General features: G+C 59.4%; 23 protein-coding genes. 21 read left to right on the top strand and 2 right to left on the bottom strand.

The annotated features are described in order from the left end of the window. Positions 1-74: 74 nt before the first annotated feature. From corC to EGY12_RS12675, 8 genes are all read left to right on the top strand, one after another. On the top strand, positions 75-953 hold the full coding sequence (corC, locus tag EGY12_RS12710; RefSeq protein WP_004939973.1) for a CNNM family magnesium/cobalt transport protein CorC: 879 nt from the start codon (positions 75-77) through the stop codon (positions 951-953). Positions 954-960: 7 nt separating this feature from the next. Beyond that, positions 961-2,490: an apolipoprotein N-acyltransferase gene (gene lnt, locus EGY12_RS12705; RefSeq protein ID WP_123893919.1), complete on the top strand. Its 1,530-nt coding sequence runs from the start codon at positions 961-963 to the stop codon at positions 2,488-2,490. 392 nt (positions 2,491-2,882) lie between these two features. Continuing rightward, a complete protein-coding gene (locus tag EGY12_RS12700; protein WP_055311929.1) occupies positions 2,883-3,779 on the top strand; it encodes an amino acid ABC transporter substrate-binding protein in 897 nt (298 codons plus the stop codon). 212 nt (positions 3,780-3,991) lie between these two features. Further along, positions 3,992-4,732, top strand: coding sequence for an amino acid ABC transporter permease (locus EGY12_RS12695; RefSeq protein ID WP_019454074.1), 741 nt, complete (start codon positions 3,992-3,994; stop codon positions 4,730-4,732). After that, a complete protein-coding gene (gene gltK / locus EGY12_RS12690) occupies positions 4,732-5,406 on the top strand; it encodes a glutamate/aspartate ABC transporter permease GltK (RefSeq protein WP_019454075.1) in 675 nt (224 codons plus the stop codon). Before EGY12_RS12695 ends, gltK begins: the two co-directional genes overlap by 1 nt. After that, positions 5,406-6,131, top strand: coding sequence for an amino acid ABC transporter ATP-binding protein (locus EGY12_RS12685; RefSeq protein WP_123893917.1), 726 nt, complete (start codon positions 5,406-5,408; stop codon positions 6,129-6,131). Before gltK ends, EGY12_RS12685 begins: the two co-directional genes overlap by 1 nt. A 115-nt stretch (positions 6,132-6,246) precedes the next feature. Beyond that, positions 6,247-7,179, top strand: a complete 933-nt coding sequence (gene rihA, locus EGY12_RS12680; RefSeq protein ID WP_123893915.1) for a pyrimidine-specific ribonucleoside hydrolase RihA — start codon at positions 6,247-6,249, stop codon at positions 7,177-7,179. A 148-nt stretch (positions 7,180-7,327) separates the two neighbouring features. Then, positions 7,328-8,032 carry an FMN-dependent NADH-azoreductase gene (locus EGY12_RS12675; protein ID WP_123893913.1) on the top strand — a complete coding sequence of 235 codons (705 nt, stop codon included), beginning with the start codon at positions 7,328-7,330 and terminating at the stop codon, positions 8,030-8,032. 40 nt (positions 8,033-8,072) lie between these two features. On the opposite strand, the gene EGY12_RS12670 is transcribed toward EGY12_RS12675, so the two are convergent. Continuing rightward, on the bottom strand, positions 8,073-8,555 hold the full coding sequence (locus EGY12_RS12670; protein WP_123893911.1) for a zinc ribbon-containing protein: 483 nt from the start codon (positions 8,553-8,555) through the stop codon (positions 8,073-8,075). 288 nt (positions 8,556-8,843) lie between these two features. Here EGY12_RS12670 and leuS point away from each other — a divergent pair, with 288 nt between their 5' ends. The 13 genes from leuS (at position 8,844) to lipA (ending at position 22,341) form a co-directional block, all read left to right on the top strand. Then, positions 8,844-11,426: a leucine--tRNA ligase gene (leuS, locus tag EGY12_RS12665; RefSeq protein WP_123893909.1), complete on the top strand. Its 2,583-nt coding sequence runs from the start codon at positions 8,844-8,846 to the stop codon at positions 11,424-11,426. Positions 11,427-11,440: 14 nt separating this feature from the next. Continuing rightward, positions 11,441-12,001 (top strand): LPS assembly lipoprotein LptE, encoded by a 561-nt coding sequence (gene lptE, locus EGY12_RS12660; protein ID WP_123893907.1) that lies wholly within the window; start codon positions 11,441-11,443, stop codon positions 11,999-12,001. Beyond that, the gene (gene holA, locus EGY12_RS12655; RefSeq protein ID WP_123893905.1) at positions 11,998-13,032 is read left to right on the top strand and encodes a DNA polymerase III subunit delta; all 1,035 of its coding nucleotides are present in this window, start codon (positions 11,998-12,000) and stop codon (positions 13,030-13,032) included. Before lptE ends, holA begins: the two co-directional genes overlap by 4 nt. Then, on the top strand, positions 13,022-13,684 hold the full coding sequence (gene nadD, locus EGY12_RS12650) for a nicotinate-nucleotide adenylyltransferase (RefSeq protein ID WP_123893903.1): 663 nt from the start codon (positions 13,022-13,024) through the stop codon (positions 13,682-13,684). Before holA ends, nadD begins: the two co-directional genes overlap by 11 nt. Positions 13,685-13,878: 194 nt before the next feature. Continuing rightward, a complete protein-coding gene (rsfS, locus tag EGY12_RS12645) occupies positions 13,879-14,196 on the top strand; it encodes a ribosome silencing factor (RefSeq protein WP_123893901.1) in 318 nt (105 codons plus the stop codon). A gap of 3 nt (positions 14,197-14,199) precedes the next feature. Beyond that, positions 14,200-14,670 (top strand): 23S rRNA (pseudouridine(1915)-N(3))-methyltransferase RlmH, encoded by a 471-nt coding sequence (gene rlmH, locus EGY12_RS12640; RefSeq protein WP_004940002.1) that lies wholly within the window; start codon positions 14,200-14,202, stop codon positions 14,668-14,670. A gap of 38 nt (positions 14,671-14,708) precedes the next feature. Continuing rightward, on the top strand, positions 14,709-16,604 hold the full coding sequence (mrdA, locus tag EGY12_RS12635; RefSeq protein ID WP_123893899.1) for a peptidoglycan DD-transpeptidase MrdA: 1,896 nt from the start codon (positions 14,709-14,711) through the stop codon (positions 16,602-16,604). A gap of 8 nt (positions 16,605-16,612) precedes the next feature. Further along, on the top strand, positions 16,613-17,725 hold the full coding sequence (gene mrdB / locus EGY12_RS12630; protein WP_004940006.1) for a peptidoglycan glycosyltransferase MrdB: 1,113 nt from the start codon (positions 16,613-16,615) through the stop codon (positions 17,723-17,725). Between the two features lie 10 nt (positions 17,726-17,735). After that, positions 17,736-18,818 carry an endolytic peptidoglycan transglycosylase RlpA gene (rlpA, locus tag EGY12_RS12625; RefSeq protein ID WP_123893897.1) on the top strand — a complete coding sequence of 361 codons (1,083 nt, stop codon included), beginning with the start codon at positions 17,736-17,738 and terminating at the stop codon, positions 18,816-18,818. A 179-nt stretch (positions 18,819-18,997) separates the two neighbouring features. After that, positions 18,998-20,209 carry a D-alanyl-D-alanine carboxypeptidase DacA gene (dacA, locus tag EGY12_RS12620; RefSeq protein ID WP_004940010.1) on the top strand — a complete coding sequence of 404 codons (1,212 nt, stop codon included), beginning with the start codon at positions 18,998-19,000 and terminating at the stop codon, positions 20,207-20,209. 104 nt (positions 20,210-20,313) lie between these two features. After that, positions 20,314-20,580, top strand: a complete 267-nt coding sequence (gene ybeD / locus EGY12_RS12615) for a DUF493 family protein YbeD (protein WP_004940012.1) — start codon at positions 20,314-20,316, stop codon at positions 20,578-20,580. Between the two features lie 134 nt (positions 20,581-20,714). Continuing rightward, positions 20,715-21,383, top strand: a complete 669-nt coding sequence (gene lipB, locus EGY12_RS12610) for a lipoyl(octanoyl) transferase LipB (protein ID WP_049199992.1) — start codon at positions 20,715-20,717, stop codon at positions 21,381-21,383. Then, on the top strand, positions 21,376-22,341 hold the full coding sequence (gene lipA / locus EGY12_RS12605; protein WP_123893895.1) for a lipoyl synthase: 966 nt from the start codon (positions 21,376-21,378) through the stop codon (positions 22,339-22,341). Before lipB ends, lipA begins: the two co-directional genes overlap by 8 nt. Before the next feature lie 94 nt (positions 22,342-22,435). Here the strand turns inward: lipA and tatA are convergent, their stop codons facing one another. Continuing rightward, positions 22,436-22,651, bottom strand: coding sequence for a Sec-independent protein translocase subunit TatA (gene tatA / locus EGY12_RS12600; protein ID WP_060440524.1), 216 nt, complete (start codon positions 22,649-22,651; stop codon positions 22,436-22,438). Between the last annotated feature and the right edge of the window lie 178 nt (positions 22,652-22,829).

The following is a 22,829-nucleotide window of genomic DNA, read 5'->3' as shown; positions in this document are numbered from 1 at the left end:
TTACCCCACAGCCCCGCAAGGGGCTGTCGCTGACGCCCCTTAACTCTGACATGAGTGACAGTAACGAAAACGCCATGAGCGACGACCATTCCCAAAGCAATGACAGCCCCAGTCCCAAGAAGGGGTTCTTTACTCTTATCCTTAACCAGCTGTTCCACGGCGAACCCAAAAACCGTGGCGATCTGGTCGAGCTGATCCGTGATTCCGAACAAAACGACCTGATCGATCCCGATACCCGCGACATGCTGGAAGGCGTGATGGATATCGCAGAGCAGCGCGTGCGCGACATCATGATCCCCCGCTCCCAGATGGTGACGCTCAAGCGCAACCAGACGCTGGAAGAGTGCCTGGACGTGATTATCGACTCCGCCCACTCGCGCTTCCCGGTCATCAGCGAAGACAAAGATCACATCGAAGGCATCCTGATGGCCAAGGATCTGCTGCCGTTCATGCGCGCAGACTCCGAGCCGTTCAGCATCGACAAGGTGCTGCGCACCGCGGTGGTGGTGCCGGAAAGCAAGCGCGTCGACCGGATGCTGAAAGAGTTCCGTTCCCAGCGCTATCACATGGCGATTGTCATTGACGAATTCGGCGGCGTATCCGGCCTGGTCACCATCGAAGATATTCTGGAACTGATCGTCGGCGAGATCGAAGACGAATACGACGACGAAGACGATCTCGATATCCGCCAGCTCAGCCGCCACATGTACACCGTGCGCGCGCTGGCCCCGATCGAAGACTTTAACGAAGCCTTCGGCACCCATTTCAGCGACGACGAGGTCGATACCATCGGCGGTCTGGTGATGCAGGCCTTCGGCCACCTGCCGGCGCGCGGGGAAACCATTGAAATCGAAGGTTACCTATTTAAAGTTGCCATGGCAGACAGTCGACGTATTATCCAGGTTCATGTAAAAATTCCGGACGATTCTCCACCACCGAAACTGGAAGATTAAATCCAACATGGCTAAAGCCTCATTACTTGAACGCCAGTGGGTTCGCGCCCTGCTGGCGCTGTTGTCAGGTGCCGGCGGGACGCTGGCGTTCTCACCCTACGATTTCTGGCCCGCGGCCATCGTCTCCCTGTTCGGCCTGCTGGCCGTTACCCTCAATCGCACCACCAAACAGTCTGCCCTGCTCGGCTTTGTCTGGGGCTTCGGGCTGTTCGGCAGCGGCATCAACTGGGTGTATGTCAGCATCGCCGACTTCGGCGGCATGCCGTTCGCCGTCAACGTCTTCCTGGTTGTGCTGCTTGCCGCTTACCTATCGCTGTATACCGGGCTGTTCGCCGGGCTGCTGACGCGCCTGTGGCCGGCTACGCGCTGGTGGCGGCTGGCCATCGCCGCGCCGGCGCTGTGGCAGGTGACCGAATTCCTGCGCGGCTGGGTGCTGACCGGCTTCCCGTGGCTGCAGTTCGGCTACAGCCAGATTAATGGCCCACTGAAAGGCATCGCGCCACTGCTGGGCGTCGACGCCATCACCTTTTTGCTGATGGCCATCGCCGGCCTGCTGGTGTACGCCGTCAATCAACGCCGCCTGTCGGCTGGGGTCATCGCCGCCGCGCTGCTGCTGTTGCCGTGGCCGCTGCGCCAGCTGCATTGGTTTACTCCGCAGCCGGAGAAAGCGGTGAACGTCGCCATGGTGCAAGGCAACATCGCCCAGTCGATGAAATGGGATCCGAAAGCGCTGGTCAGCACGCTGCAAACCTATCTGGACGAAACCCGTCCATACGTGGGCAAAGCGCCGATCGTCATCTGGCCGGAGTCCGCCATCCCGGATTATGAAGCCAACCAGAACGGCTTCCTGACCATGATGGACGATCTGATGCGGGCGAAGAACAGCAGCCTGATCACCGGCATCGTCGACGTGCGCGCCACGCCACAGGGCCAGCAAATCTACAACAGCGCCATCGTGCTCGGCGAACCGACGCCGTACAGCTACCCGGCCAAGGATCGCTACAATAAGCACCACCTGGTGCCGTTCGGCGAGTTCGTGCCGCTGGAAACGCTGCTGCGGCCGCTGGCGCCGTTCTTCGATCTGCCTATGTCCTCCTTCAGCCGCGGCGACTACGTGCAGCCGCAGCTCAGCGTACGCGGCTACAACCTGACGGCGGCCATCTGCTACGAAATCGTGCTGGGTCAGCAGGTGCGCGATAATTTCCGCCCGGACACCAACTTCCTGCTGACCATCTCCAACGACGCCTGGTTCGGTCACTCCATCGGCCCGTGGCAGCACTTCCAGATGGCGCGCATGCGAGCGCTGGAGCTCGGCCGGCCGCTGCTGCGCAGCACCAATAACGGCGTTACCGCCGCGGTGGATGCGAACGGCGAGGTGATCGCCGAGATCCCGCAGTTCACCCGTAAGGTGCTCGAAGTGAAAGTCACGCCGACCACCGGCGTCACGCCTTACGCGCGCTTCGGCGCCACGCCGCTGTGGGTAATAACCCTGTTGCTGGGCGGCTGGGCGCTGATGTTGGGCCTGCGCCGCAAATAGTCCTCTTTGCCGGGGCGCGCCCGCCGCGCCCCGCGTTCTGTTCCACATCCCCATCTCGGTCAGAAAACGCCGTTAAATCAACGCGGCTGGCACACTCCTTGCTTTATCTATGGTGACATCGCGCGCCGATTTACTTTTGCTGACGTTTTGTCGCACCTGCGCACATTTTGGGTGCATTGAGCGCACCGCGCAGGTGCGTCAGGATTTCGTTGCATTGATTTGGTGCGCGCGGCGTCTCAAAAAATGAAACATTTTAGTTTCAAGGTATTCACAATCGGTTATTTTTTAACGGCTATCCGTTCTAAGACTATCTTTATAACTTGAGCAATAAATAGTCGGTTTAACCTGACGCTCTTTAGTCAGAGCCACCACAACAGCAAAGGAGTTGGACCATGCAAATGCGTAAATTGGCGTTATCGTTACTGCTGCTCGGTATGGCAGGTAGCGTGGCGCATGCGGAAGACCTGTCCGGTACGCTGAAGAAAATCAAAGACAATGGCGTGATCGTTGTCGGCCACCGCGAATCGTCAGTGCCCTTTTCCTACTACGACAACCAACAAAAAGTTGTGGGCTACTCTCAGGACTATTCCAACCAAATCGTTGAGGCTGTTAAGAAAAAGCTTAATGCACCGAATCTGCAGGTGAAATTGCTGCCGATTACCTCGCAGAACCGCATCCCGCTGCTGCAAAACGGCACCTATGACTTCGAATGCGGCTCCACCACCAATAACCTCGAGCGCCAAAAGCAGGCCGCCTTCTCCGACACCATCTTCGTGGTCGGCACCCGCCTGCTGGTGAAGAAAGGCTCCGACATCAAAGACTTTAAGGACCTGGCCGGCAAACCGGTCGTGGTCACCTCCGGCACCACCTCCGAAGTGCTGCTGAACAAGCTGAACGACAGCGACAAGATGAACATGCGCATCATCAGCGCCAAAGACCACGGCGACTCCTTCCGTACCCTGGAAAGCGGCCGCGCGGTGGCCTTCATGATGGATGACGCCCTGCTGGCGGGCGAGCGCGCCAAGGCCAAAAAACCGGATCAGTGGGAAATCATCGGCACGCCGCAGTCGAAAGAAGCCTACGGCTGCATGCTGCGTAAAGACGATCCTGAATTCAAAAAGCTGGTCGATGACACCATCGCTCAGGCGCAAACCTCCGGCGAAGCGGCCAAGTGGTTTGATAAATGGTTCAAGCAGCCTATTCCGCCGAAAAACCTCAATATGAACTTCGATCTGTCGGACGACATGAAACAGCTGTTCAAAGAGCCTAACGACAAAGCGTTGAACTAAATAGAACAAGAGCCGGGGCGGCCACAGGCCAAACCGGCTCAGTTGATGACTGGGACAGACAGGTATGAGGGGGGCCGTTCCCCTCCCTCATTTTCCCCAACGCGCATCACCGATCTTCGCATACAACAAGCCAGCCAGACTGGCCGCGCGGCGATCGGCGCTCATCAAGTCATCAATCTTCGGCGCTCTGCGCCCGTTTACCGGAGTTTGTTATGTCAATAGATTGGAACTGGGGTATCTTCCTGCAGCAGGCCCCGTTTGGGAACACCACTTACCTCGGCTGGATCTGGTCCGGCTTTCAGGTCACGGTGGCCCTCTCCGTCTGTGCATGGATTATCGCTTTCTTCGTCGGTTCACTGTTCGGTATCTTGCGTACCGTGCCCAACCGCTTTCTTTCCGCCCTCGGCACCTGTTACGTCGAACTGTTCCGCAATGTGCCGCTGATCGTGCAATTCTTTACCTGGTATCTGGTGATCCCCGAGCTGTTGCCGGCCAATATCGGCACCTGGTTTAAAAGCGAGCTGGATCCCAACGTACAGTTCTTCGTCTCCTCCATGCTCTGCCTGGGGCTGTTTACCGCCGCCCGTGTATGCGAGCAGGTGCGCGCCGCCATTCAGTCCCTGCCGCGCGGCCAGAAAGCCGCCGGGCTGGCGATGGGCCTGACGCTGCCGCAAACCTACCGCTACGTGCTGCTGCCGAACGCCTACCGGGTGATCGTGCCGCCGATGACTTCGGAAATGCTCAACCTGGTCAAAAACTCCGCCATTGCCTCCACCATCGGGCTGGTGGATATGGCTGCGCAGGCCGGCAAGCTGTTGGATTACTCCGCACACGCCTATGAATCCTTTACCGCCATCACGCTGGCTTATATCGGCATCAACGCCGTTATCATGCTGTTTATGCGTCTGGTCGAAAAGAAAGTGCAGTTGCCTGGCAACCTGGGGAGTAAATAATGTACGAATTTGACTGGGCGTCGATCGTCCCAAGCTTCCCGTTTCTGCTGCAGGGCATGGCGATCACGCTGAAGATCACCGTGACCGCCATCGTGGTCGGCATTCTGTGGGGTACCGTGCTGGCGGTGATGCGTCTGTCGCCGTTCAAGCCGATCAGCTGGTTCGCCACCCTGTACGTCAACCTGTTCCGCTCGGTGCCGCTGGTGATGGTGCTGCTGTGGTTCTATCTGGTGGTTCCAAGCTTATTACAACAGGTTCTAGGGTTATCGCCGAAAACCGATATTCGCCTGATCTCGGCTATGGTAGCCTTTTCCCTGTTTGAAGCGGCCTATTACTCGGAAATCATCCGTGCCGGCATTATCAGCATCTCACGCGGCCAATCCTCCGCCGCGCTGGCGCTGGGCATGACCCATTGGCAATCCATGCGGCTGGTGATCCTGCCGCAGGCATTCCGCGCCATGGTGCCGCTGCTGCTGACCCAGGGCATCGTACTGTTCCAGGATACCTCGCTGGTGTACGTACTGAGCCTGGCCGACTTCTTCCGCACCGCGTCGACCATCGGCGAACGCGACGGTACCCAGGTTGAAATGATCCTGTTCGCCGGCTTTGTCTATTTTGTTATCAGCCTCGCCGCCTCGGCGCTGGTAAGCTATTTGAAGAAAAGGACTGTTTGATGATATCCCTGAAAAATGTTTCTAAGTGGTACGGTCACTTTCAGGTGTTGACCGATTGCACCACCGAAGTGAAAAAAGGCGAAGTGGTCGTCGTCTGCGGTCCTTCAGGTTCCGGCAAGTCCACCCTGATCAAAACCGTCAACGGCCTCGAGCCAATCCAGCAGGGCGACATCCTGGTGAACGGCACGCCGGTCAACGACAAGAAAACCAACCTGGCGCAGCTGCGTGCCAAGGTCGGCATGGTGTTCCAACACTTCGAGCTGTTCCCGCACCTGTCTATCATCGACAACCTGACGCTGGCGCAGGTGAAAGTGCTCAAGCGCGACAAGAGCGCCTCGCGCGAGAAGGGCCTGAAGCTGCTGGAACGCGTCGGCCTCTCCGCCCATGCCAACAAGTTCCCCGGTCAGCTGTCCGGCGGCCAGCAGCAGCGCGTCGCCATCGCCCGCGCGCTGTGCATGGATCCTATCGCCATGCTGTTCGATGAACCAACTTCGGCGCTCGATCCTGAAATGATCAACGAAGTGCTGGACGTGATGGTCGAGTTGGCGAACGAAGGCATGACCATGATGGTGGTGACCCACGAAATGGGCTTCGCCCGCAAGGTGGCGAATCGGGTGATCTTTATGGACGAAGGCAAAATCGTCGAAGACCGCAACAAAGACGATTTCTTCAACAACCCCGAGTCCGAGCGCGCCAAGGACTTCCTGGCCAAGATCCTGCACTAAATACGCCATCCATGCGCCCCGTCAGGGGCGCATCCTCTCTCCCGGCACTAAAAGCGCTTGTTTCTCCCCGGTTTTGATCCGATGCTCGCTGGATAACAAACAGAGGAGAAAGAACATGCCCCGCCCTATTATCATCGATTGCGATCCCGGCCTCGACGACGCCATCGCGCTGGCCATGGCGCTGCGTTCGCCGGAGCTGGACGTCAAAGCCATCACCACCTCCGCCGGCAACCAGACGCCGGAGAAAACCCTGCATAACGCGCTGGGCCTGTTGACCCTGATGCAGCGCGAGGACATTCCGGTCGCCGCCGGCGCCGGCGGCCCGCTGATGCGCGAACTGGTGATCGCCGACTATGTCCACGGCAAAACCGGCATGGGCAACACCCACCTGCCGACGCCGACCATCAAACCCGATCCCCGCGGCGCCGTCGAGCTTATCGCCGACCTGCTGCGCGCCAGCCCGCTGCCGATGACCCTGGTTGTCACCGGCCCGATGACTAACATCGCCCTGCTGCTGGCCCAGCATGCCGAGCTGAAAAGCCGCATCGAGCGCATCGTATTTATGGGCGGCGGCATGAACGCCGGCAATACCACGCCGGTCGCAGAGTTCAACATCTTCGTCGATCCCGAAGCCGCCGAAATGGTGCTGAAATCCGGCGTGCCGCTGACCATGGCCGGGCTGAACGTCACCCATCAGGCGCTGGTGTTGCCGCAGGATATCGAGCGCATTCGTCAGATAGACAATCCGGTCGCGCAGGCGGTCGCGGAGATGCTCGATTTTTACCTGCCGCTGTACCTCAGCCATCCACGCGGCCTGCCCGGCGCGGCGATGCACGATCCCTGCACCATCGCCTGGCTGCTGGCGCCGCAGTTGTTTACCGGCATAGAGCGCTGGGTGGGGGTGGAAACCAAAGGGGAATACACCGTCGGCATGACGGTGGTGGACTATTTCCAGCAAACCGGCAACGCGGCCAACGTGGAAGTGCTGACCGGCATCAATCGCGAAGGCTTTATCGATCTGCTGGTCGAGCGCGTAGCGCGTTATTGATCCCATCGGGGCGCGCTCGCGCCCCTCATTCAAGTTTTTTGATTTAACTCAGCGAATTTTTGCGCTATCACTGTGCCTGGCTTGCCTCTACCATGCGTTTACACCGACTGACATCGTTACCGATTAGACTTCGCCTGGAGATAAGCCAATGAGCCGCGTACTGGTCCTGAAATCAAGCATTCTGGGTGAATATTCCCAGTCTGGAAAATTAGTCGATTTTTTTGTTGAACAATGGCGTGAAACTCACCCTGAAGACACGTTCACCGTGCGCGATTTGGCCAACCCGACCCTGCCGGAGCTGGATGGCGAAGTGATGGCCGGTTTTACCGCCGGCGAAAAACCGCTGACGCCGCACCAGCAAAGCACCTTGGCGCTGTCCGATGAGCTGATTGCCGAGCTGAAGTCGCACGATACGCTGATCATCAGCGCCCCGATGTACAACTTCAACATCCCGACGCAGCTAAAGATCTATTTCGATCTGATCGCCCGCGCCGGCCAGACGTTCCGCTATACCTCCGCCGGCGCCGAAGGGCTGGTGACGGGCAAGAAAGCGATCGTCATCTCCAGCCGCGGCGGCATCCACGCCGACACGCCGACGGATCTGATCACGCCGTACGTGAAGCTGTTCCTGGGCTTTATCGGCATCACCGACGTTGAGTTCGTGCTGGCGGAAGGCTTCGCCTACGGCCCGGAAGCGGCGGAGAAAGCCGCTCAGGACAGCCGTATCGCGGTCGCGAAGAAAATCCCGGCCGGCGTCGCCGTACCGGCCAGCGCGCCGGCGCAGGCGGAAGCCGCCCCGGCAGCCATCAGCGGCGGTTTCCTGAGCAACCTGCTGAAGAAACTGTTCCGTTAAACGCCGGCCTTAGCGTTCCCCGCCATGGCGGGGAACGTCATCAAGGTTCAAACGGCCGACGCTGGAACTGATCGTGACCGCATTTCGGGCAGAGCGGCAGCACCTCCGGCGTGTAGAACGCCAGATGATAGTGACACTGCTCGCACACCAGATTGCCCAGCCCCACCACTTCACCGCTGTGGTAAACGCCGTGGTGGCTGACATCCTTGAACACCTCACGCCACTCCAACTGGGTTTTGTCGGTGATATCCGCCAGCTCCTGCCATAGGCTCTCTTTGATCACCCGCATAAACACGCTATCGCTAAACTCGTCACGGCTCTCCTGGTAGCTGCGAGCGAATTCTTCCAGATCGCGCCGCACAGCCTGCGTTACCTGCCGAACCTCATCGCGGGTCAGATCTTCGGCCTCGTTCAGCTGCCGCTCGGCGCTGGCCACCAGTTCGTCGATATCGCGTTCACCGTTTTTCAGACGTTCGGTGAGCGATGCCACCAATTCGCGGTAATACTGAGCAACCTTGTTCATAGACTCTCCTCGATAAACGCTGCGCCGGACTTGGCTGTAGGGATACCCCTAAGCTACTTGTTCTTATTTTAGCCGTAAATGACTGATGTCACTTGGCAAGATGCGGGATCAGCAGGTTGTGAGCCGCGTCATGGCGGCGTTTTTTTTAAATGCGTCGAGTCGGGCGCTTGGAGTTGTTGCCGGGAGGTCTTATCAGCTATGCTATGCGGATCTACGAATACTAAATGTTCATTGCGTTGCCTCTAATAACCGGGGCAACGGTTTACACCTACAGGACCACCGGCCGCCATGCAAGAGCAATACCGTCCAGAAGACATAGAATCGAACGTACAGCTTCACTGGCAAGAGAAGCAGACTTTCAAAGTTACCGAAGACGACAGCAAGGAAAAGTACTACTGCCTATCCATGCTGCCTTACCCGTCCGGCCGACTGCACATGGGCCACGTTCGTAACTACACTATCGGCGACGTGATCTCTCGCTATCAGCGCATGCTGGGCAAAAACGTATTGCAGCCGATCGGCTGGGATGCGTTCGGCCTGCCGGCGGAAGGCGCGGCGGTGAAAAACAACACTGCACCGGCCCCGTGGACCTACGACAACATCGAATACATGAAGAACCAGCTGAAACTGCTGGGCTTCGGCTACGACTGGGATCGCGAAATCGCCACCTGCCAGCCGGAATACTACCGCTGGGAACAGTGGTTCTTCACCAAGCTGTATGAAAAAGGCCTGGTCTACAAAAAGACCTCGGCGGTGAACTGGTGCCCGCACGATCTGACCGTGCTGGCCAACGAACAGGTTATCGACGGCTGCTGCTGGCGCTGCGACACCAAGGTCGAGCGTAAAGAGATCCCGCAGTGGTTCATCAAAATCACTGCCTACGCCGATCAGCTGCTGAACGATCTGGACACGCTGGAAAGCTGGCCGGAGCAGGTGAAAACCATGCAGCGCAACTGGATTGGCCGCTCCGAAGGCGTGGAAATCACCTTCGACGTGGCTGGCAGCGAAGAGAAGCTGACGGTTTACACCACCCGTCCCGACACCTTCATGGGCGCCACCTACGTGGCGGTCGCCGCGGGCCACCCGCTGGCGCAACAGGGCGCGCGCAACAACCCGGCGCTGACCGACTTCATCGACGAATGCCGCAACACCAAAGTGGCCGAAGCCGAAATGGCGACGATGGAGAAGAAAGGCATGCCGACCGGCCTGTTCGTTGTCCATCCGCTGAGCGGCGAAAAGCTGCCGGTGTGGGTCGCCAACTTCGTACTGATGGAATACGGCACCGGCGCCGTGATGGCGGTACCGGCGCACGACCAGCGCGACTGGGAATTCGCCACCAAATACGATTTGCCGATCAAACCGGTGATCCTGAACCTCGACGGCAGCCGGCCTGACGTGAGCGCCGAAGCGATGACCGACAAAGGCGCGCTGTTCAACTCCGGCGAATTCGACGGGTTGGATAATGAGGCGGGCTTCAACGCCATCGCCGACAAACTGGTCGCCAAGGGCGTGGGCCAGCGCAAGGTCAACTACCGTCTGCGTGACTGGGGCGTCTCCCGTCAGCGTTACTGGGGCGCGCCAATCCCGATGGTGACGCTGGAAGACGGCACCGTAATGCCGACGCCGGAAGACCAACTGCCGGTGATCCTGCCGGAAGACGTGGTCATGGACGGCATCACCAGCCCGATCAAGGCCGATCCTGAGTGGGCGAAGACCACCGTCAACGGCCAGCCGGCGCTGCGTGAAACCGACACCTTCGACACCTTCATGGAGTCTTCCTGGTACTACGCGCGCTACACCTGCCCGCAGTATGACCAAGGCATGCTGGATCCGGCCGCCGCCAACTACTGGCTGCCGGTCGATCAATATATCGGCGGCATCGAGCACGCCATCATGCACCTGATGTATTTCCGCTTCTTCCACAAGCTGATGCGCGATGCCGGCCTGGTGGATTCCGACGAGCCGGCCAAGCGCCTGCTGTGTCAGGGTATGGTGCTGGCCGACGCCTTCTACTACACCGGCAACAGCGGCGAGCGCGTCTGGGTATCTCCGGTTGATGCCACCGTCGAGCGCGACGACAAGGGCCGCATCATCAAGGCCACCGATCCGCAAGGCCGTGAACTGGTCTATGCTGGCATGAGCAAAATGTCGAAGTCGAAAAATAACGGCATTGACCCGCAGGAGATGGTGGAAAAATACGGCGCGGACACCGTGCGTCTGTTCATGATGTTCGCTTCGCCGGCAGAAATGACGCTGGAGTGGCAGGAATCCGGCGTGGAAGGGGCTAACCGCTTCCTGAAACGCGTGTGGAAACTGGCCTACGATCACGTGGAAAAAGGCGCGGTGCAACCGCTGGACGTGGCGGCGCTGAACGAAGATCAGAAAGCGCTGCGCCGCGATCTGCACAAAACCATCGCCAAGGTAACCGACGATATCGGCCGCCGCCAGACCTTCAACACCGCGATCGCCGCCGTGATGGAGCTGATGAACAAGCTGGCCCGCGCGCCGCAAGAGAGCGAGCAGGATCGCGCGCTGCTGCAAGAAGCGCTGCTGGCCGTGGTTCGCATGCTGTATCCGTTCACCCCGCACGTGTGCTTCACCCTGTGGCAGGCACTGGGCGGCGAAGGCGACGTGGACACCGCGCCATGGCCGGTTGCCGACGAGCAGGCGATGGTCGAAGACTCCAAGCTGGTGGTGGTGCAGGTAAACGGCAAGGTTCGCGCTAAAATCACCGTATCTGCCGATGCGACCGAAGAGCAAGTGCGCGCGCGCGCTGCCGAAGAGCATCTGGTGGCTAAATATCTGGACGGCGTCACGATTCGCAAAGTGATCTACGTTCCGGGCAAACTGCTTAACCTGGTTGTGGGTTAACACAAGGAGGAGTTGTGCGACAACGTATTCTGACGCTGTTGCTGGGGTTGGCGGTGCTGGTCACCGCCGGCTGCGGTTTTCACCTGCGTGGCACCACGCAGGTGCCGAATGAAATGAAAACGCTGATCCTGGACAGTTCGGATCCTTACGGCCCGTTGACGCGCGCGGTGCGTGAGCAGCTGCGTCTGAACGATGTGACTATCGTCAGCGATCCGAAGCGTAAAGACGTGCCTTCCCTGCGCATCGTCGGCGCGACGGAAAGCCAGGATACCGCTTCGATCTTCCAGGACGGTAAAACCGCCGAGTACCAGCTGGTGCTGACCGTGCAGGCACAGGTGCTGCTCCCGGGCCATGACCTGTATCCGCTGTCGGTGAAAGTGTTCCGTTCCTTCTTCGACAACCCGCTGACCGCGCTGGCCAAGGACTCCGAACAGGAGATCATTCGCCAGGAAATGCGTGAGCAGGCGGCGCAACAACTGGTGCGCAAACTGCTGACCGTGCATGCGGCGGAAGAAGAGAACCGGCAGAAAGCCGCTGCCGCCGGTGAACGAGCGGCAAGCCAAACCGCACAATGATCCGCATTTACCCGGAACAACTTGCCGCGCAGCTCCGAGAGGGGCTGCGCGCTTGTTATTTATTGAGCGGCAATGAACCGCTGCTGCTGCAGGAGAGCCAGGATTTGCTCCGGCAGGCCGCGCAACAGCAGCAGTTCAGCGAGCACTACAGCATTTCCCTCGACGCCCATACCGACTGGGACGCCATCTTCGGCATCTGCCAGGCGATGAGCCTGTTCGCCAGCCGCCAGACACTGTTGCTGATCTTCCCGGAAAACGGCCCGACGGCGCCGATCGGCGAACAGCTGGCCAAGCTCGCCACGCTGCTGCACGAGGATATTCTGCTGATCCTGCGCGGCCCACGCCTCACCAAAGCGCAGGAAAACAGCGCCTGGTTCAAGGCGCTCAGCCCGCACGGCGCCCTCGTCAGTTGCCAGACGCCGGAACAGACACAGCTGCCGCGCTGGGTCGCCACGCGCGCCAAGGCGATGAAGCTGGAGTTGGACGACGCCGCCAATCAGCTGCTGTGCTACTGCTACGAAGGCAATCTGCTGGCGCTCTCGCAGGCGTTGGAGCGGCTGTCGCTGCTGCACCCGGACGGCAAGCTCACGTTGCCGCGCGTCGAACAGGCAGTGAACGACGCCGCCCACTTCACACCGTTCCACTGGCTGGATGCCCTGCTGGCCGGCAAGAGCAAGCGCGCCTGGCATATCTTGCAGCAGCTGCAGCAAGAAGACGTGGAGCCAGTGATCCTGCTGCGCACTCTGCAACGCGAACTGCTGCTGCTGCTGACGCTGCAGCGCCGCATGGCTTCCGCGCCGCTGCGCACGCTGTTCGATCAACACAAGGTTTGGCAGAACCGCCGCCCGCTGGTGACCCAGGCGCTGCAACGTCTCTCCGGCCCCCAGCTGCAACAGGCGGTACAGCTGCTGACGCAAATCGAGCTGACCCTCAAACAGGATTATGGCCAGTCGGTCTGGCCGGAACTGGAAACCCTGTCGATGCTGCTGTGCGGCAAACCCTTGGCCACGAGTTTTACCGATGCCCACTAATCCGGAACACCCCACCGTTTTGCACGCGCTGTTCGGCGGCACCTTTGACCCGATCCACTACGGCCACCTGCGGCCGGTGGAAGCGTTGGCTACCGAAGTGGGCCTGAATCGCGTTACGCTGCTGCCTAACCACGTGCCGCCGCACCGCCCGCAGCCGGAGGCCAATGCGCAGCAGCGCCTGAAAATGGTCGAGCTGGCGATCGCCGGCAATCCGCTGTTTGCGGTCGACGATCGCGAACTGCACCGCACCACTCCCTCCTACACCATCGAGACGTTGGAAACGATTCGTAAAGAGCGTGGCGCCGCGCAGCCGCTGGCGTTTATTATTGGCCAGGACTCGCTGCTGACGCTGCATAAGTGGCATCGCTGGCAGGCGCTGTTGGACGTCTGCCATCTGCTGGTGCTGGCGCGCCCGGGCTATAACGATCGCATGGACACGCCAGAACTGCAGCAGTGGCTGGAACACCATCGCACCGCCGACCCGGCATTGCTCAGCCGTCGCCCGCACGGCCATATCTATTTGGCCGATACGCCGGAGCTGGAAATTTCCGCCACCGAGATCCGCCAGCGCCGCCATCAGGGCCTCAACTGCGACGACCTGCTGCCACGCCCGGTGCAGCGCTATATCGAGTTGCAGGGTTTATATCGCTAGCGAAAGGTGCGTGATATACTGCGCCGCTATTTTTCAGGTATCCGCTGAAAACCCCGGAAACCTTAGCTGGCCGGGCAGTCACCAGTTAGCTGGCTTTCAGCGGCAGCCTGCCGAAACCATTATCCGGTTACGCCGCGGCGCGCGCATTTTGCCCGCCGCAGCCGACTGAACAGAACACACCCGAGGGGGAACCTTTGCAAGGTAAAGCGCTCCAAGATTTCGTCATCGATAAAATCGATGATCTGAAAGGCCAAGACATTATCGCTCTGGACGTCCAGGGCAAATCCAGCATCACCGATTGCATGATCATCTGCACCGGCACTTCGACTCGCCACGTGATGTCGATCGCCAGCCACGTCGTGCAGGAATCTCGTGCCGCAGGCATGGAGCTGTTCGGCATGAAAGGCCAGGAAGCCTCGGACTGGATCGTGGTCGATCTGGGCGAAGTGATCGTGCACGTGATGCAGGAAGAAAGCCGTCGCCTGTACGAGCTGGAAAAACTCTGGAGCTAAGCGGTGAAACTGCAATTGGTGGCGGTCGGCACCAAAATGCCAGACTGGGTGCAAACCGGCTTTATGGATTACCTGCACCGCTTTCCCAAAGATATGCCGTTTGAGCTGACCGAGATCCCGGCGGGCAAACGCGGCAAAAACGCCGACATCAAGCGCATTCTGGACAAGGAAGGCGAGCAGATGCTGGCGGCGGTGGGCAAAGGCAACCGCATCGTTACGCTGGATATCCCAGGCACGCCGTGGGAAACGCCGCAGCTGGCGCAGCAGCTTGAGCGCTGGAAGCAGGATGGCCGTAACGTCAGCTTGCTGATCGGGGGCCCGGAAGGGTTGGCGCCCGCTTGCAAAGCCGCTGCCGAGCAGAGCTGGTCACTTTCTCCGTTGACATTGCCGCATCCTTTGGTGCGCGTCCTGGTGGCCGAAAGCCTCTACCGCGCCTGGAGTATTACTACAAATCATCCTTACCACCGGGAATAGCCGGTGGTGACCGTGACAGAGTGAAATAAAGCAGCGGGATGAAAATAGAACGTAACCCTTTTCGCGACTATACGGCTGAATCCGCCCTGTTTGTACGCCGCGCCCTGGTGGCGTTCTTGGTCATCCTGGTGCTGACCGGCATCCTGATCGCCAACCTGTATAATCTGCAAGTGGTCCGCGTCGAGGATTACCGCACCCGCTCCAACGAAAACCGCATCAAGCTGGTGCCTATCGCGCCCAGCCGCGGCATTATCTACGATCGCAACGGCACCCCGCTGGCGCTCAACCGCACCATTTATCAGCTGGAGCTGATGCCGGAGAAGGTTGACGATCTCAAGGCCACGCTGCAGGCGCTGCGCACGGTGGTCGACCTGACCGACGACGACATCACCAATTTCGAAAAAGAGCGCAAGCGTTCGCGCCGTTTCGTTTCCATTCCGGTGAAGACCGCGCTGACCGAAGTGCAGGTCGCCCGCTTTGCGGTCAATCAGTTCCGCTTCCCCGGCGTGGAAGTGAAAGGCTACCAGCGCCGCTACTACCCTTACGGTTCCGCCCTCACCCACGTCACCGGCTACGTGTCGAAGATCAACGACCGCGACGTCGAACGCCTGGACAAAGACGGCAAGTTGGCCAACTACGCCGCCACCCACGATATCGGCAAACTGGGCATCGAACGCTATTACGAAGACACGCTGCACGGCAAAACCGGCTACGAAGAGGTCGAGGTCAACAACCGCGGCCGGGTGATCCGCCAATTGCACGAGCAGCCGCCTTCCGCCGGTCAGGACGTCTACCTGACGCTCGATCTCAACCTGCAGCGCTATATCGAACAGCTGCTGGTCGGCAGCCGCGCCGCGGTGGTGGTGAGCGATCCGCGCACCGGCGCCATCCTGGCGATGGTGTCCAACCCGAGCTACGATCCAAACCTGTTCGTGGACGGCATTTCCAGCAAAGACTATCAGGGTCTGCTGAACGATCCGAATCGCCCGCTGATCAACCGCGCCACGCAAGGGGTTTACCCGCCCGCGTCGACGGTGAAACCTTATATCGCGGTGTCGGCGCTCAGCGCCGGGGTGATCACCAAGAATACCGTGGTGTTCGATCCTGGCTGGTGGCAGCTGCCCGGCTCGGAAAAACGCTTCCGCGACTGGAAAAAATGGGGCCACGGCCGCCTGAACGTCACCAAAGCGCTGGAAGAGTCCGCGGATACCTACTTCTATCAGGTCGCCTATGACATGGGGATCGATCGGCTGTCGAGCTGGCTGACCAAATTCGGTTATGGCCAATACACCGGCATCGATCTGTCCGAAGAGCGCTCCGGCCTGATGCCGACGCGCGAGTGGAAGCTGAAGCGCTATAAAAAGCCGTGGTATCAGGGCGACACCATTCCGGTGGGCATCGGCCAGGGTTACTGGACTGCCACGCCGATCCAGATGGCCAAGGCGCTGAACACCCTGATCAACGACGGTAACGTCAAAACGCCGCACCTGCTGCAGAGCACCCGCGTCAACGGCGCGCTGGTGCCGTTCAAACAGGAAGAAGACACGCAGATCGGCGATATTCACTCCGGCTTCTGGGAAATCGCCAAAGACGGCATGTACGGGGTGGCCAACCGTCCGAACGGGACGGCGCGCAAGTACTTTGCGGACGCACCTTACAAAGCCGCGGCGAAATCGGGTACCGCACAGGTATTCGGCTACGAAACCTACAACGCCCACAAACTGGCGGAGCACCTGCGCGATCACAAACTGATGACCGCCTTCGCGCCGTTCAACAACCCGACGGTGTCGGTCGCCATCATTCTGGAAAACGGCGGCTCCGGTCCGGCGGTGGGCACCATTACCCGCCAGATCCTCGACCATATTCTGCTGGGCGACAACAATACGCAATTGCCAAGCGAGGCCCCGCTGCCGCCTGGCGTAGAAGGTGACTAAGGTAGAACATGACTGAAAGCCAACAAAAAGGCTCGATCTGGACCAAAATCCACATCGACCCGACGTTCCTGCTGCTGATCCTGGCCCTGCTGGTCTACAGCGCCTTCGTGATGTGGAGCGCCAGCGGCCAGGACATCGGCATGATGGAACGCAAGATCGGGCAGATCGTCATGGGGCTGATCGTGATGGCCGTCATGGCGCAAATTCCGCCGCGCGTATACGAAAGCTGGGCGCCCTATCTGTATATCTTCTGCGTGATTTTGCTGATCCTGGTGGACGCCTTCGGGCAGATCAGCAAAGGCGCGCAACGCTGGCTGGATCTCGGCGTGGTGCGCTTCCAGCCGTCGGAAATCGCCAAGATCGCCGTCCCGCTGATGGTGGCGCGCTTTATGAACCGCGACGTCTGCCCGCCTTCGCTGAAAAACACCGCCATCGCCCTGGTACTGATCTTCCTGCCGACGCTGCTGGTGGCCGCGCAGCCGGATCTGGGCACCTCGATCCTGATCGCCGCCTCCGGCCTGTTCGTGCTATTCCTGTCGGGCATGAGCTGGAAACTGATCGCCGTTGCCGCCGTCGCGCTGGCGGCCTTTATCCCGGTGCTGTGGTTCTTCCTGATGCACGGTTATCAACGCGACCGCGTGATGATGCTGCTCGATCCGGAAAGCGATCCGCTCGGCGCCGGCTACCACATCATTCAGTCGAAGATCGCCATCGGCTCCGGCGGCCTGTCCGGCAAGGGCTGGCTGCACGGCACCCAGTCGCAGCTGGAGTTCCTGCCGGAACGCCATACCGACTTTATCTTCGCCGTGTTGGCCGAAGAGCTGGGGCTGATCGGGGTGTTGGTGCTGCTGGCGCTCTACCTGCTGGTAATCATTCGCGGGCTGATGATCGCCGCCAAGGCGCAAACCACCTTCGGCCGCGTGATGGTCGGCGGCTTGATGCTGATTTTGTTCGTTTATGTCTTTGTTAACATCGGTATGGTCAGTGGCATTTTGCCGGTAGTTGGCGTACCTTTGCCTCTGGTCAGTTACGGGGGTTCGGCGCTGATAGTGTTGATGGCCGGTTTCGGTATCATCATGTCGATCCACACGCATCGGAAAATGCTGTCTAAAAGTTTATAAGAGGTGAGTAATGCGTAAGGAATGGCTTTGGATCGGCGTCGCGGCGGTGTTGCTCTCCGCCTGTAGCGCACCGACCACGGAACAGCAGGCGCCACAGCAGCCGTACAACGGCCCGGTGGTGGAAATCGGTGGCGTCGAGCCTCAATATGAACCCTATAACCCTAATAACATGCAGGATTATAAGGTTAATGGCGATACTTACCGCATCGTAAAAGATCCGCAGAACTTCTCGCAGACCGGCCTGGCGGCCTGGTATGGCGAAGAAGCCAACGGCAACACCACCGCACTGGGCGAGCAGTTCGATCCCAACGGCCTGACCGCGGCGCACCCAACCTTGCCGATCCCAAGCTATGTGCGCGTCACCAACCTGGCCAACGGCCGTCAATTGGTGGTGCGCGTCAACGATCGCGGGCCTTACACCAAGGGCCGCATCATCGATCTGTCGAAAGCCGCCGCCGATCGCCTCAACCTGTCCAACAACACCAAGGTCAAAGTGGACTTCATCAACGTGGCGCCGGACGGCACGCTGAGCGGCCCGGGCACCATCGGCACCATCGTGGCGAAACAGAGCTACGCCCTGCCGGCGCGCCCGGATCTCGGCTCCAGCGGCATGGGCACCCCGATCCAGCAGGACGTACCGGTCGCCAGCGGCGCGGCGGTGCGCCCGATCGATAACAGCACCCTGCGCACCGACGACAACAACGCTCCAGCCGCCGGCGGCACAACTGGCCGCAGCGGTTTCCTCGGCGCGCCGAGCGCTGTACCGGCCGGCGTGCTGGAAGGTTCCGAACCTGAAGCCGCCGCCGTGGCCGCTCCGGTCGCGGCCGGCGCCGCAGCTGCCGGCATGGCTGCCTCCTCTTCTGCCTCCGGCAGTTACGTGGTGCAGGTCGGTGCGCTGAGCAGCGCCGAGCGCGCCCAAAGCTGGCAGCAAAGCCTGAGCCAACAGTTTGGCGTACCGGGTAAAGTGGCAGCCAACGGCAACGTTTATCGCGTCCAGCTCGGCCCGTTCAGTAGCCGTCAGCAGGCGGCCCAGCTGCAGCAACGCCTGGCCAGCGAAGCGCAACAACAGTCTTTCGTTACTGCTGCACCTTAAGCATTAAGCCCGGCGGGCATTTGCGCTGATAAGCGGTTATTTAGCTGAAACATTTTCTTGCAGCTAAAAGTTCTCTAACCGCAATTAGTCAGATGAATGGGTAATGCCTGCCGGGATCGCATCTGCTATAGTGTGGCTCGTTTTTTAACTTTACTTTCACGGATGTTGTAGTCCCGATCATGAAACAAGTAACTTCTTTTCGCTTAATCAAAAGCATCGCACTCGGCACCGTTATCGCAATGAGCGCAGCCTCCGTTGCACATGCCGATGACGTTAACATCAAAACCATGATCCCAGGTGTCCCGCAGATCGATGCGGAAGCGTACATCCTGATTGATTACAACTCCGGCAAGGTGCTGGCCGAGATGAACGCCGACGCGCGTCGCGATCCGGCCAGCCTGACCAAAATGATGACCAGCTACGTCATCGGCCAGGCGCTGAAAGCGGGCAAAATCGGCCAGGACGATCTGGTGACCGTCGGTCAGGACGCCTGGGCGACCGGTAACCCGGTGTTCAAAGGCTCCTCGCTGATGTTCCTGAAGCCGGGCGATCGCGTGCCGGTCTCCAAACTGACCCGCGGCATCAACCTGCAGTCCGGTAACGACGCCTGCGTGGCGATGGCCGACTACGTCGCCGGCAGCCAGGACGCGTTCGTTAACCTGATGAACACCTACGTCAGCAAGCTGGGCCTGCAGAACACCCACTTCCAAACGGTGCATGGCCTGGATGCCCAGGGCCAGTACAGCTCGGCGCGCGACATGGCGCTGATCGGCCAGGCGCTGATCCGCGACGTGCCGGAAGAGTACGCGATTTATAAAGAAAAAGAGTTTACCTTCAACAATATCCGCCAGATGAACCGCAACGGTCTGCTGTGGGATAACAGCCTGAACGTCGACGGCATCAAAACCGGCCACACCGACGCGGCGGGTTACAACCTGGTGGCTTCGGCGACCGAAGGCCAGATGCGTCTGATCTCTGCCGTGATGGGCGGCCGCACCTACAAAGGCCGCGAAGCCGAGAGCAAGAAACTGCTGACCTGGGGCTTCCGCTTCTTCGAAACCGTGGCACCGCTGAAAGTCGGTAAAGAGTTCGCCTCCGAGCCGGTCTGGTTCGGCGATGCCGACCGCGTTGAGCTGGGCGTGGACAAAGACGTCTACCTGACCATCCCGCGCGGCCGCATGAAAGATCTGAAGGCCAGCTATGTGCTGAACACCCCTGAAATTCACGCGCCGCTGGCGAAAAACCAGGTGGTAGGCAGCATCAACTTCCAACTGGACGGCAAAACCATCGACCAGCGTCCGCTGGTAGTGATGAACGAAGTGAAAGAAGGCGGTTTCTTCAGCCGCATCGTGGACTACATCAAACTGATGTTCCACCACTGGTTCGGTTAACGGTTGAAACGGGCGAAATTGCCCCCATATACTGAATAACATTAACTCCCGCCCCGGCGGGAGTTATAATTTATAGATTAGCTAGCACTCTGGAGCGCACGCACATGCAAAAAACTAAACTGAACGAACTGCTCGAATTCCCTTGCTCGTTTACCTACAAGGTGATGGGCCTGGCGCAGCCTGAGCTGGTTGACCAGGTAGTTGAAGTGGTGCAGCGCCATGCACCGGGCGATTACAACCCGCAGGTTAAGCCAAGCAGCAAAGGCAACTACCACTCTGTTTCCATCACCATCAACGCCACCCACATCGAGCAGGTCGAAACCCTGTACGAAGAGTTGGGCAACATTGAAATTGTTCGCATGGTGCTGTAATTCCAGCACAAACCCCTGCTTATCAACCCGGGATGGCGCAGCGTCTTCCCGGGTTGCGCATTTTTGGTCAGCGAAAGGCTGGTCGCAGGCCGGAGCGCCCGGTATAATGGCTTTACCACTTCTGTAACCTGACGATGACTCTTTTGCAACCAGACAAGATCATTTTGCGTCAGCTGGGGTTGCAGCCCTACGCGCCTGTATCCCAAGCCATGCATAACTTCACCGACAGTCGTACCGAGACTACGCCGGACGAGCTGTGGCTGGTGCAGCATCACCCGGTATTCACCCAGGGCCAGGCCGGCAAAGCCGAACACGTGCTGATGCCCGGCGATATCCCGGTTGTCCAGAGCGATCGCGGCGGCCAGGTGACCTACCACGGTCCTGGCCAGCAGGTGATGTACGTGATGGTCGATCTGAAACGCAACAAGGTCGGCGTACGCCAATTGGTCACGGCGATAGAAGATACGGTTATCAACACCCTCGCCCACTTCCGCCTCGAATCGCGCGCCCGTCCGGATGCGCCCGGCGTGTACGTGGGGGAGCAGAAAATCTGTTCGTTGGGTTTGCGGATCCGCAAAGGCAGCTCATTCCACGGCCTGGCCTTGAATGTGGCAATGGATCTCAGCCCCTTCCAACGCATCAACCCTTGTGGTTACGCCGGCATGCAGATGACGCAGGTCAGCGCGCTGGCGCCCGGCGTTGGCATTGAAGACATACACCCAATCCTGGTACAGGAATTTGTTCATTTACTCGGCTACCAGACGGTCGAGCTTCGTAACTGGAACCTGCACGATTATGAGTAAACCAATTCAGATGGAACGCGGCGTCAAATACCGCGATGCTGACAAAATGGCGCTGATCCCGGTCAAAACGGTGGTCACCGAACGGCAGGAGCTGTTGCGTAAACCCGAGTGGATGAAGATCAAACTGCCTGCCGACTCAACGCGTATTCAGGGCATCAAAGCCGCCATGCGTAAGAACGGCCTGCACTCCGTCTGTGAGGAAGCCTCGTGCCCTAACCTGTCCGAGTGCTTCAACCACGGTACCGCCACCTTTATGATCCTCGGTGCTATCTGCACCCGTCGTTGCCCATTCTGCGACGTAGCCCACGGCCGCCCGATCGCACCGGACACCAACGAACCGGAAAAGCTGGCGCAAACCATCGCCGACATGGCGCTGCGTTACGTCGTGATCACCTCGGTTGACCGCGACGATCTGCGCGACGGCGGTGCTCAGCACTTTGCCGACTGCATCTCGGCCATCCGCGCCAAGAGCCCGAACATCAAAATTGAAACGCTGGTGCCGGACTTCCGCGGCCGTATGGACCGCGCGCTGGAGATCCTCACCGCCACGCCGCCGGACGTGTTCAACCACAACCTGGAAAACGTGCCGCGCATTTACCGCCAGGTGCGCCCAGGCGCCAATTACGAGTGGTCGCTGAAGCTGCTGGAGCGCTTTAAAGAAGCGCACCCGGATATCCCGACCAAATCCGGCCTGATGGTCGGCCTGGGTGAAACCAACGCGGAAATCGTCGAAGTGATGCGCGATCTACGTCGCCACGGCGTAACCATGCTGACGCTGGGCCAATACCTGCAGCCGAGCCGTCACCACCTGCCGGTGCAGCGCTACGTCAGCCCGGCCGAGTTCGACGAGATGAAAGAAGAAGCGATGGCGATGGGCTTCACCCACGCCGCCTGCGGCCCGTTCGTGCGTTCGTCTTACCACGCCGATCTGCAGGCCAAAGGGATGGAAGTGAAATAACGCGTAATAGTTTGTTACGCTAAATACGGCGGAAACGCCAAAAAACGGATGTCCGCAAGGCATCCGTTTTTTTATTGCGCGCCATCAGACGAAATTAAACGTCTTTCTTTTCGACGCTCTGCTGAGCGGACTGGCTCTCGGCGGTGTTGTTGCCGGCGGCCGGCGGCGTGCTGTCGTCGCCCACGGCTTTTTTAAAGCCTTTCAGCGCCGCGCCAAGATCGGCGCCGAGCGTGCGCAGTTTGCTGGTGCCGAACAGTAAAATCACCAACACCGCAATCACCAGAAGTTTGGTAATGCTGATACCTTCCATACTCACCTTCTTATCATAGAGCGCTGCGTGAACAGCGAGAAAAACTGACCTTGCCTGCGAATATTTAGCGACTTTCCCCTGGCTCGCACAACTGCAACATGTAACAGAGTGAGATCCGTCGCAGGAATGCCACGCGGCCTCACGGCGTGAATCCCAGACTATTCTTAGTTTATCACCC

The sequence above is a fragment of the Serratia sp. FDAARGOS_506 genome, from assembly GCF_003812745.1.
GTDB lineage: Bacteria > Pseudomonadota > Gammaproteobacteria > Enterobacterales > Enterobacteriaceae > Serratia.
Note: the sequence above shows the minus strand (reverse complement) of the source record. Positions and strands in the feature narration are given on the sequence as shown.

Bases quoted from the DNA above. Each gene is read 5' to 3' on its own strand.
- leuS (WP_123893909.1), top strand. From the start codon at position 8,844: ATGCAAGAGCAATACCGTCCAGAAGACATAGAATCGAACGTACAGCTT.
- tatA (WP_060440524.1), bottom strand. From the start codon at position 22,651: ATGGAAGGTATCAGCATTACCAAACTTCTGGTGATTGCGGTGTTGGTG.
- EGY12_RS12700 (WP_055311929.1), top strand. From the start codon at position 2,883: ATGCAAATGCGTAAATTGGCGTTATCGTTACTGCTGCTCGGTATGGCA.
- lnt (WP_123893919.1), top strand. From the start codon at position 961: ATGGCTAAAGCCTCATTACTTGAACGCCAGTGGGTTCGCGCCCTGCTG.
- EGY12_RS12675 (WP_123893913.1), top strand. From the start codon at position 7,328: ATGAGCCGCGTACTGGTCCTGAAATCAAGCATTCTGGGTGAATATTCC.
- dacA (WP_004940010.1), top strand. From the start codon at position 18,998: ATGAAACAAGTAACTTCTTTTCGCTTAATCAAAAGCATCGCACTCGGC.
- holA (WP_123893905.1), top strand. From the start codon at position 11,998: ATGATCCGCATTTACCCGGAACAACTTGCCGCGCAGCTCCGAGAGGGG.
- EGY12_RS12685 (WP_123893917.1), top strand. From the start codon at position 5,406: ATGATATCCCTGAAAAATGTTTCTAAGTGGTACGGTCACTTTCAGGTG.
- rihA (WP_123893915.1), top strand. From the start codon at position 6,247: ATGCCCCGCCCTATTATCATCGATTGCGATCCCGGCCTCGACGACGCC.
- mrdA (WP_123893899.1), top strand. From the start codon at position 14,709: ATGAAAATAGAACGTAACCCTTTTCGCGACTATACGGCTGAATCCGCC.
- lipA (WP_123893895.1), top strand. From the start codon at position 21,376: ATGAGTAAACCAATTCAGATGGAACGCGGCGTCAAATACCGCGATGCT.
- gltK (WP_019454075.1), top strand. From the start codon at position 4,732: ATGTACGAATTTGACTGGGCGTCGATCGTCCCAAGCTTCCCGTTTCTG.
- rlpA (WP_123893897.1), top strand. From the start codon at position 17,736: ATGCGTAAGGAATGGCTTTGGATCGGCGTCGCGGCGGTGTTGCTCTCC.
- mrdB (WP_004940006.1), top strand. From the start codon at position 16,613: ATGACTGAAAGCCAACAAAAAGGCTCGATCTGGACCAAAATCCACATC.
- EGY12_RS12695 (WP_019454074.1), top strand. From the start codon at position 3,992: ATGTCAATAGATTGGAACTGGGGTATCTTCCTGCAGCAGGCCCCGTTT.
- corC (WP_004939973.1), top strand. From the start codon at position 75: ATGAGCGACGACCATTCCCAAAGCAATGACAGCCCCAGTCCCAAGAAG.
- nadD (WP_123893903.1), top strand. From the start codon at position 13,022: ATGCCCACTAATCCGGAACACCCCACCGTTTTGCACGCGCTGTTCGGC.
- lipB (WP_049199992.1), top strand. From the start codon at position 20,715: ATGACTCTTTTGCAACCAGACAAGATCATTTTGCGTCAGCTGGGGTTG.
- EGY12_RS12670 (WP_123893911.1), bottom strand. From the start codon at position 8,555: ATGAACAAGGTTGCTCAGTATTACCGCGAATTGGTGGCATCGCTCACC.
- ybeD (WP_004940012.1), top strand. From the start codon at position 20,314: ATGCAAAAAACTAAACTGAACGAACTGCTCGAATTCCCTTGCTCGTTT.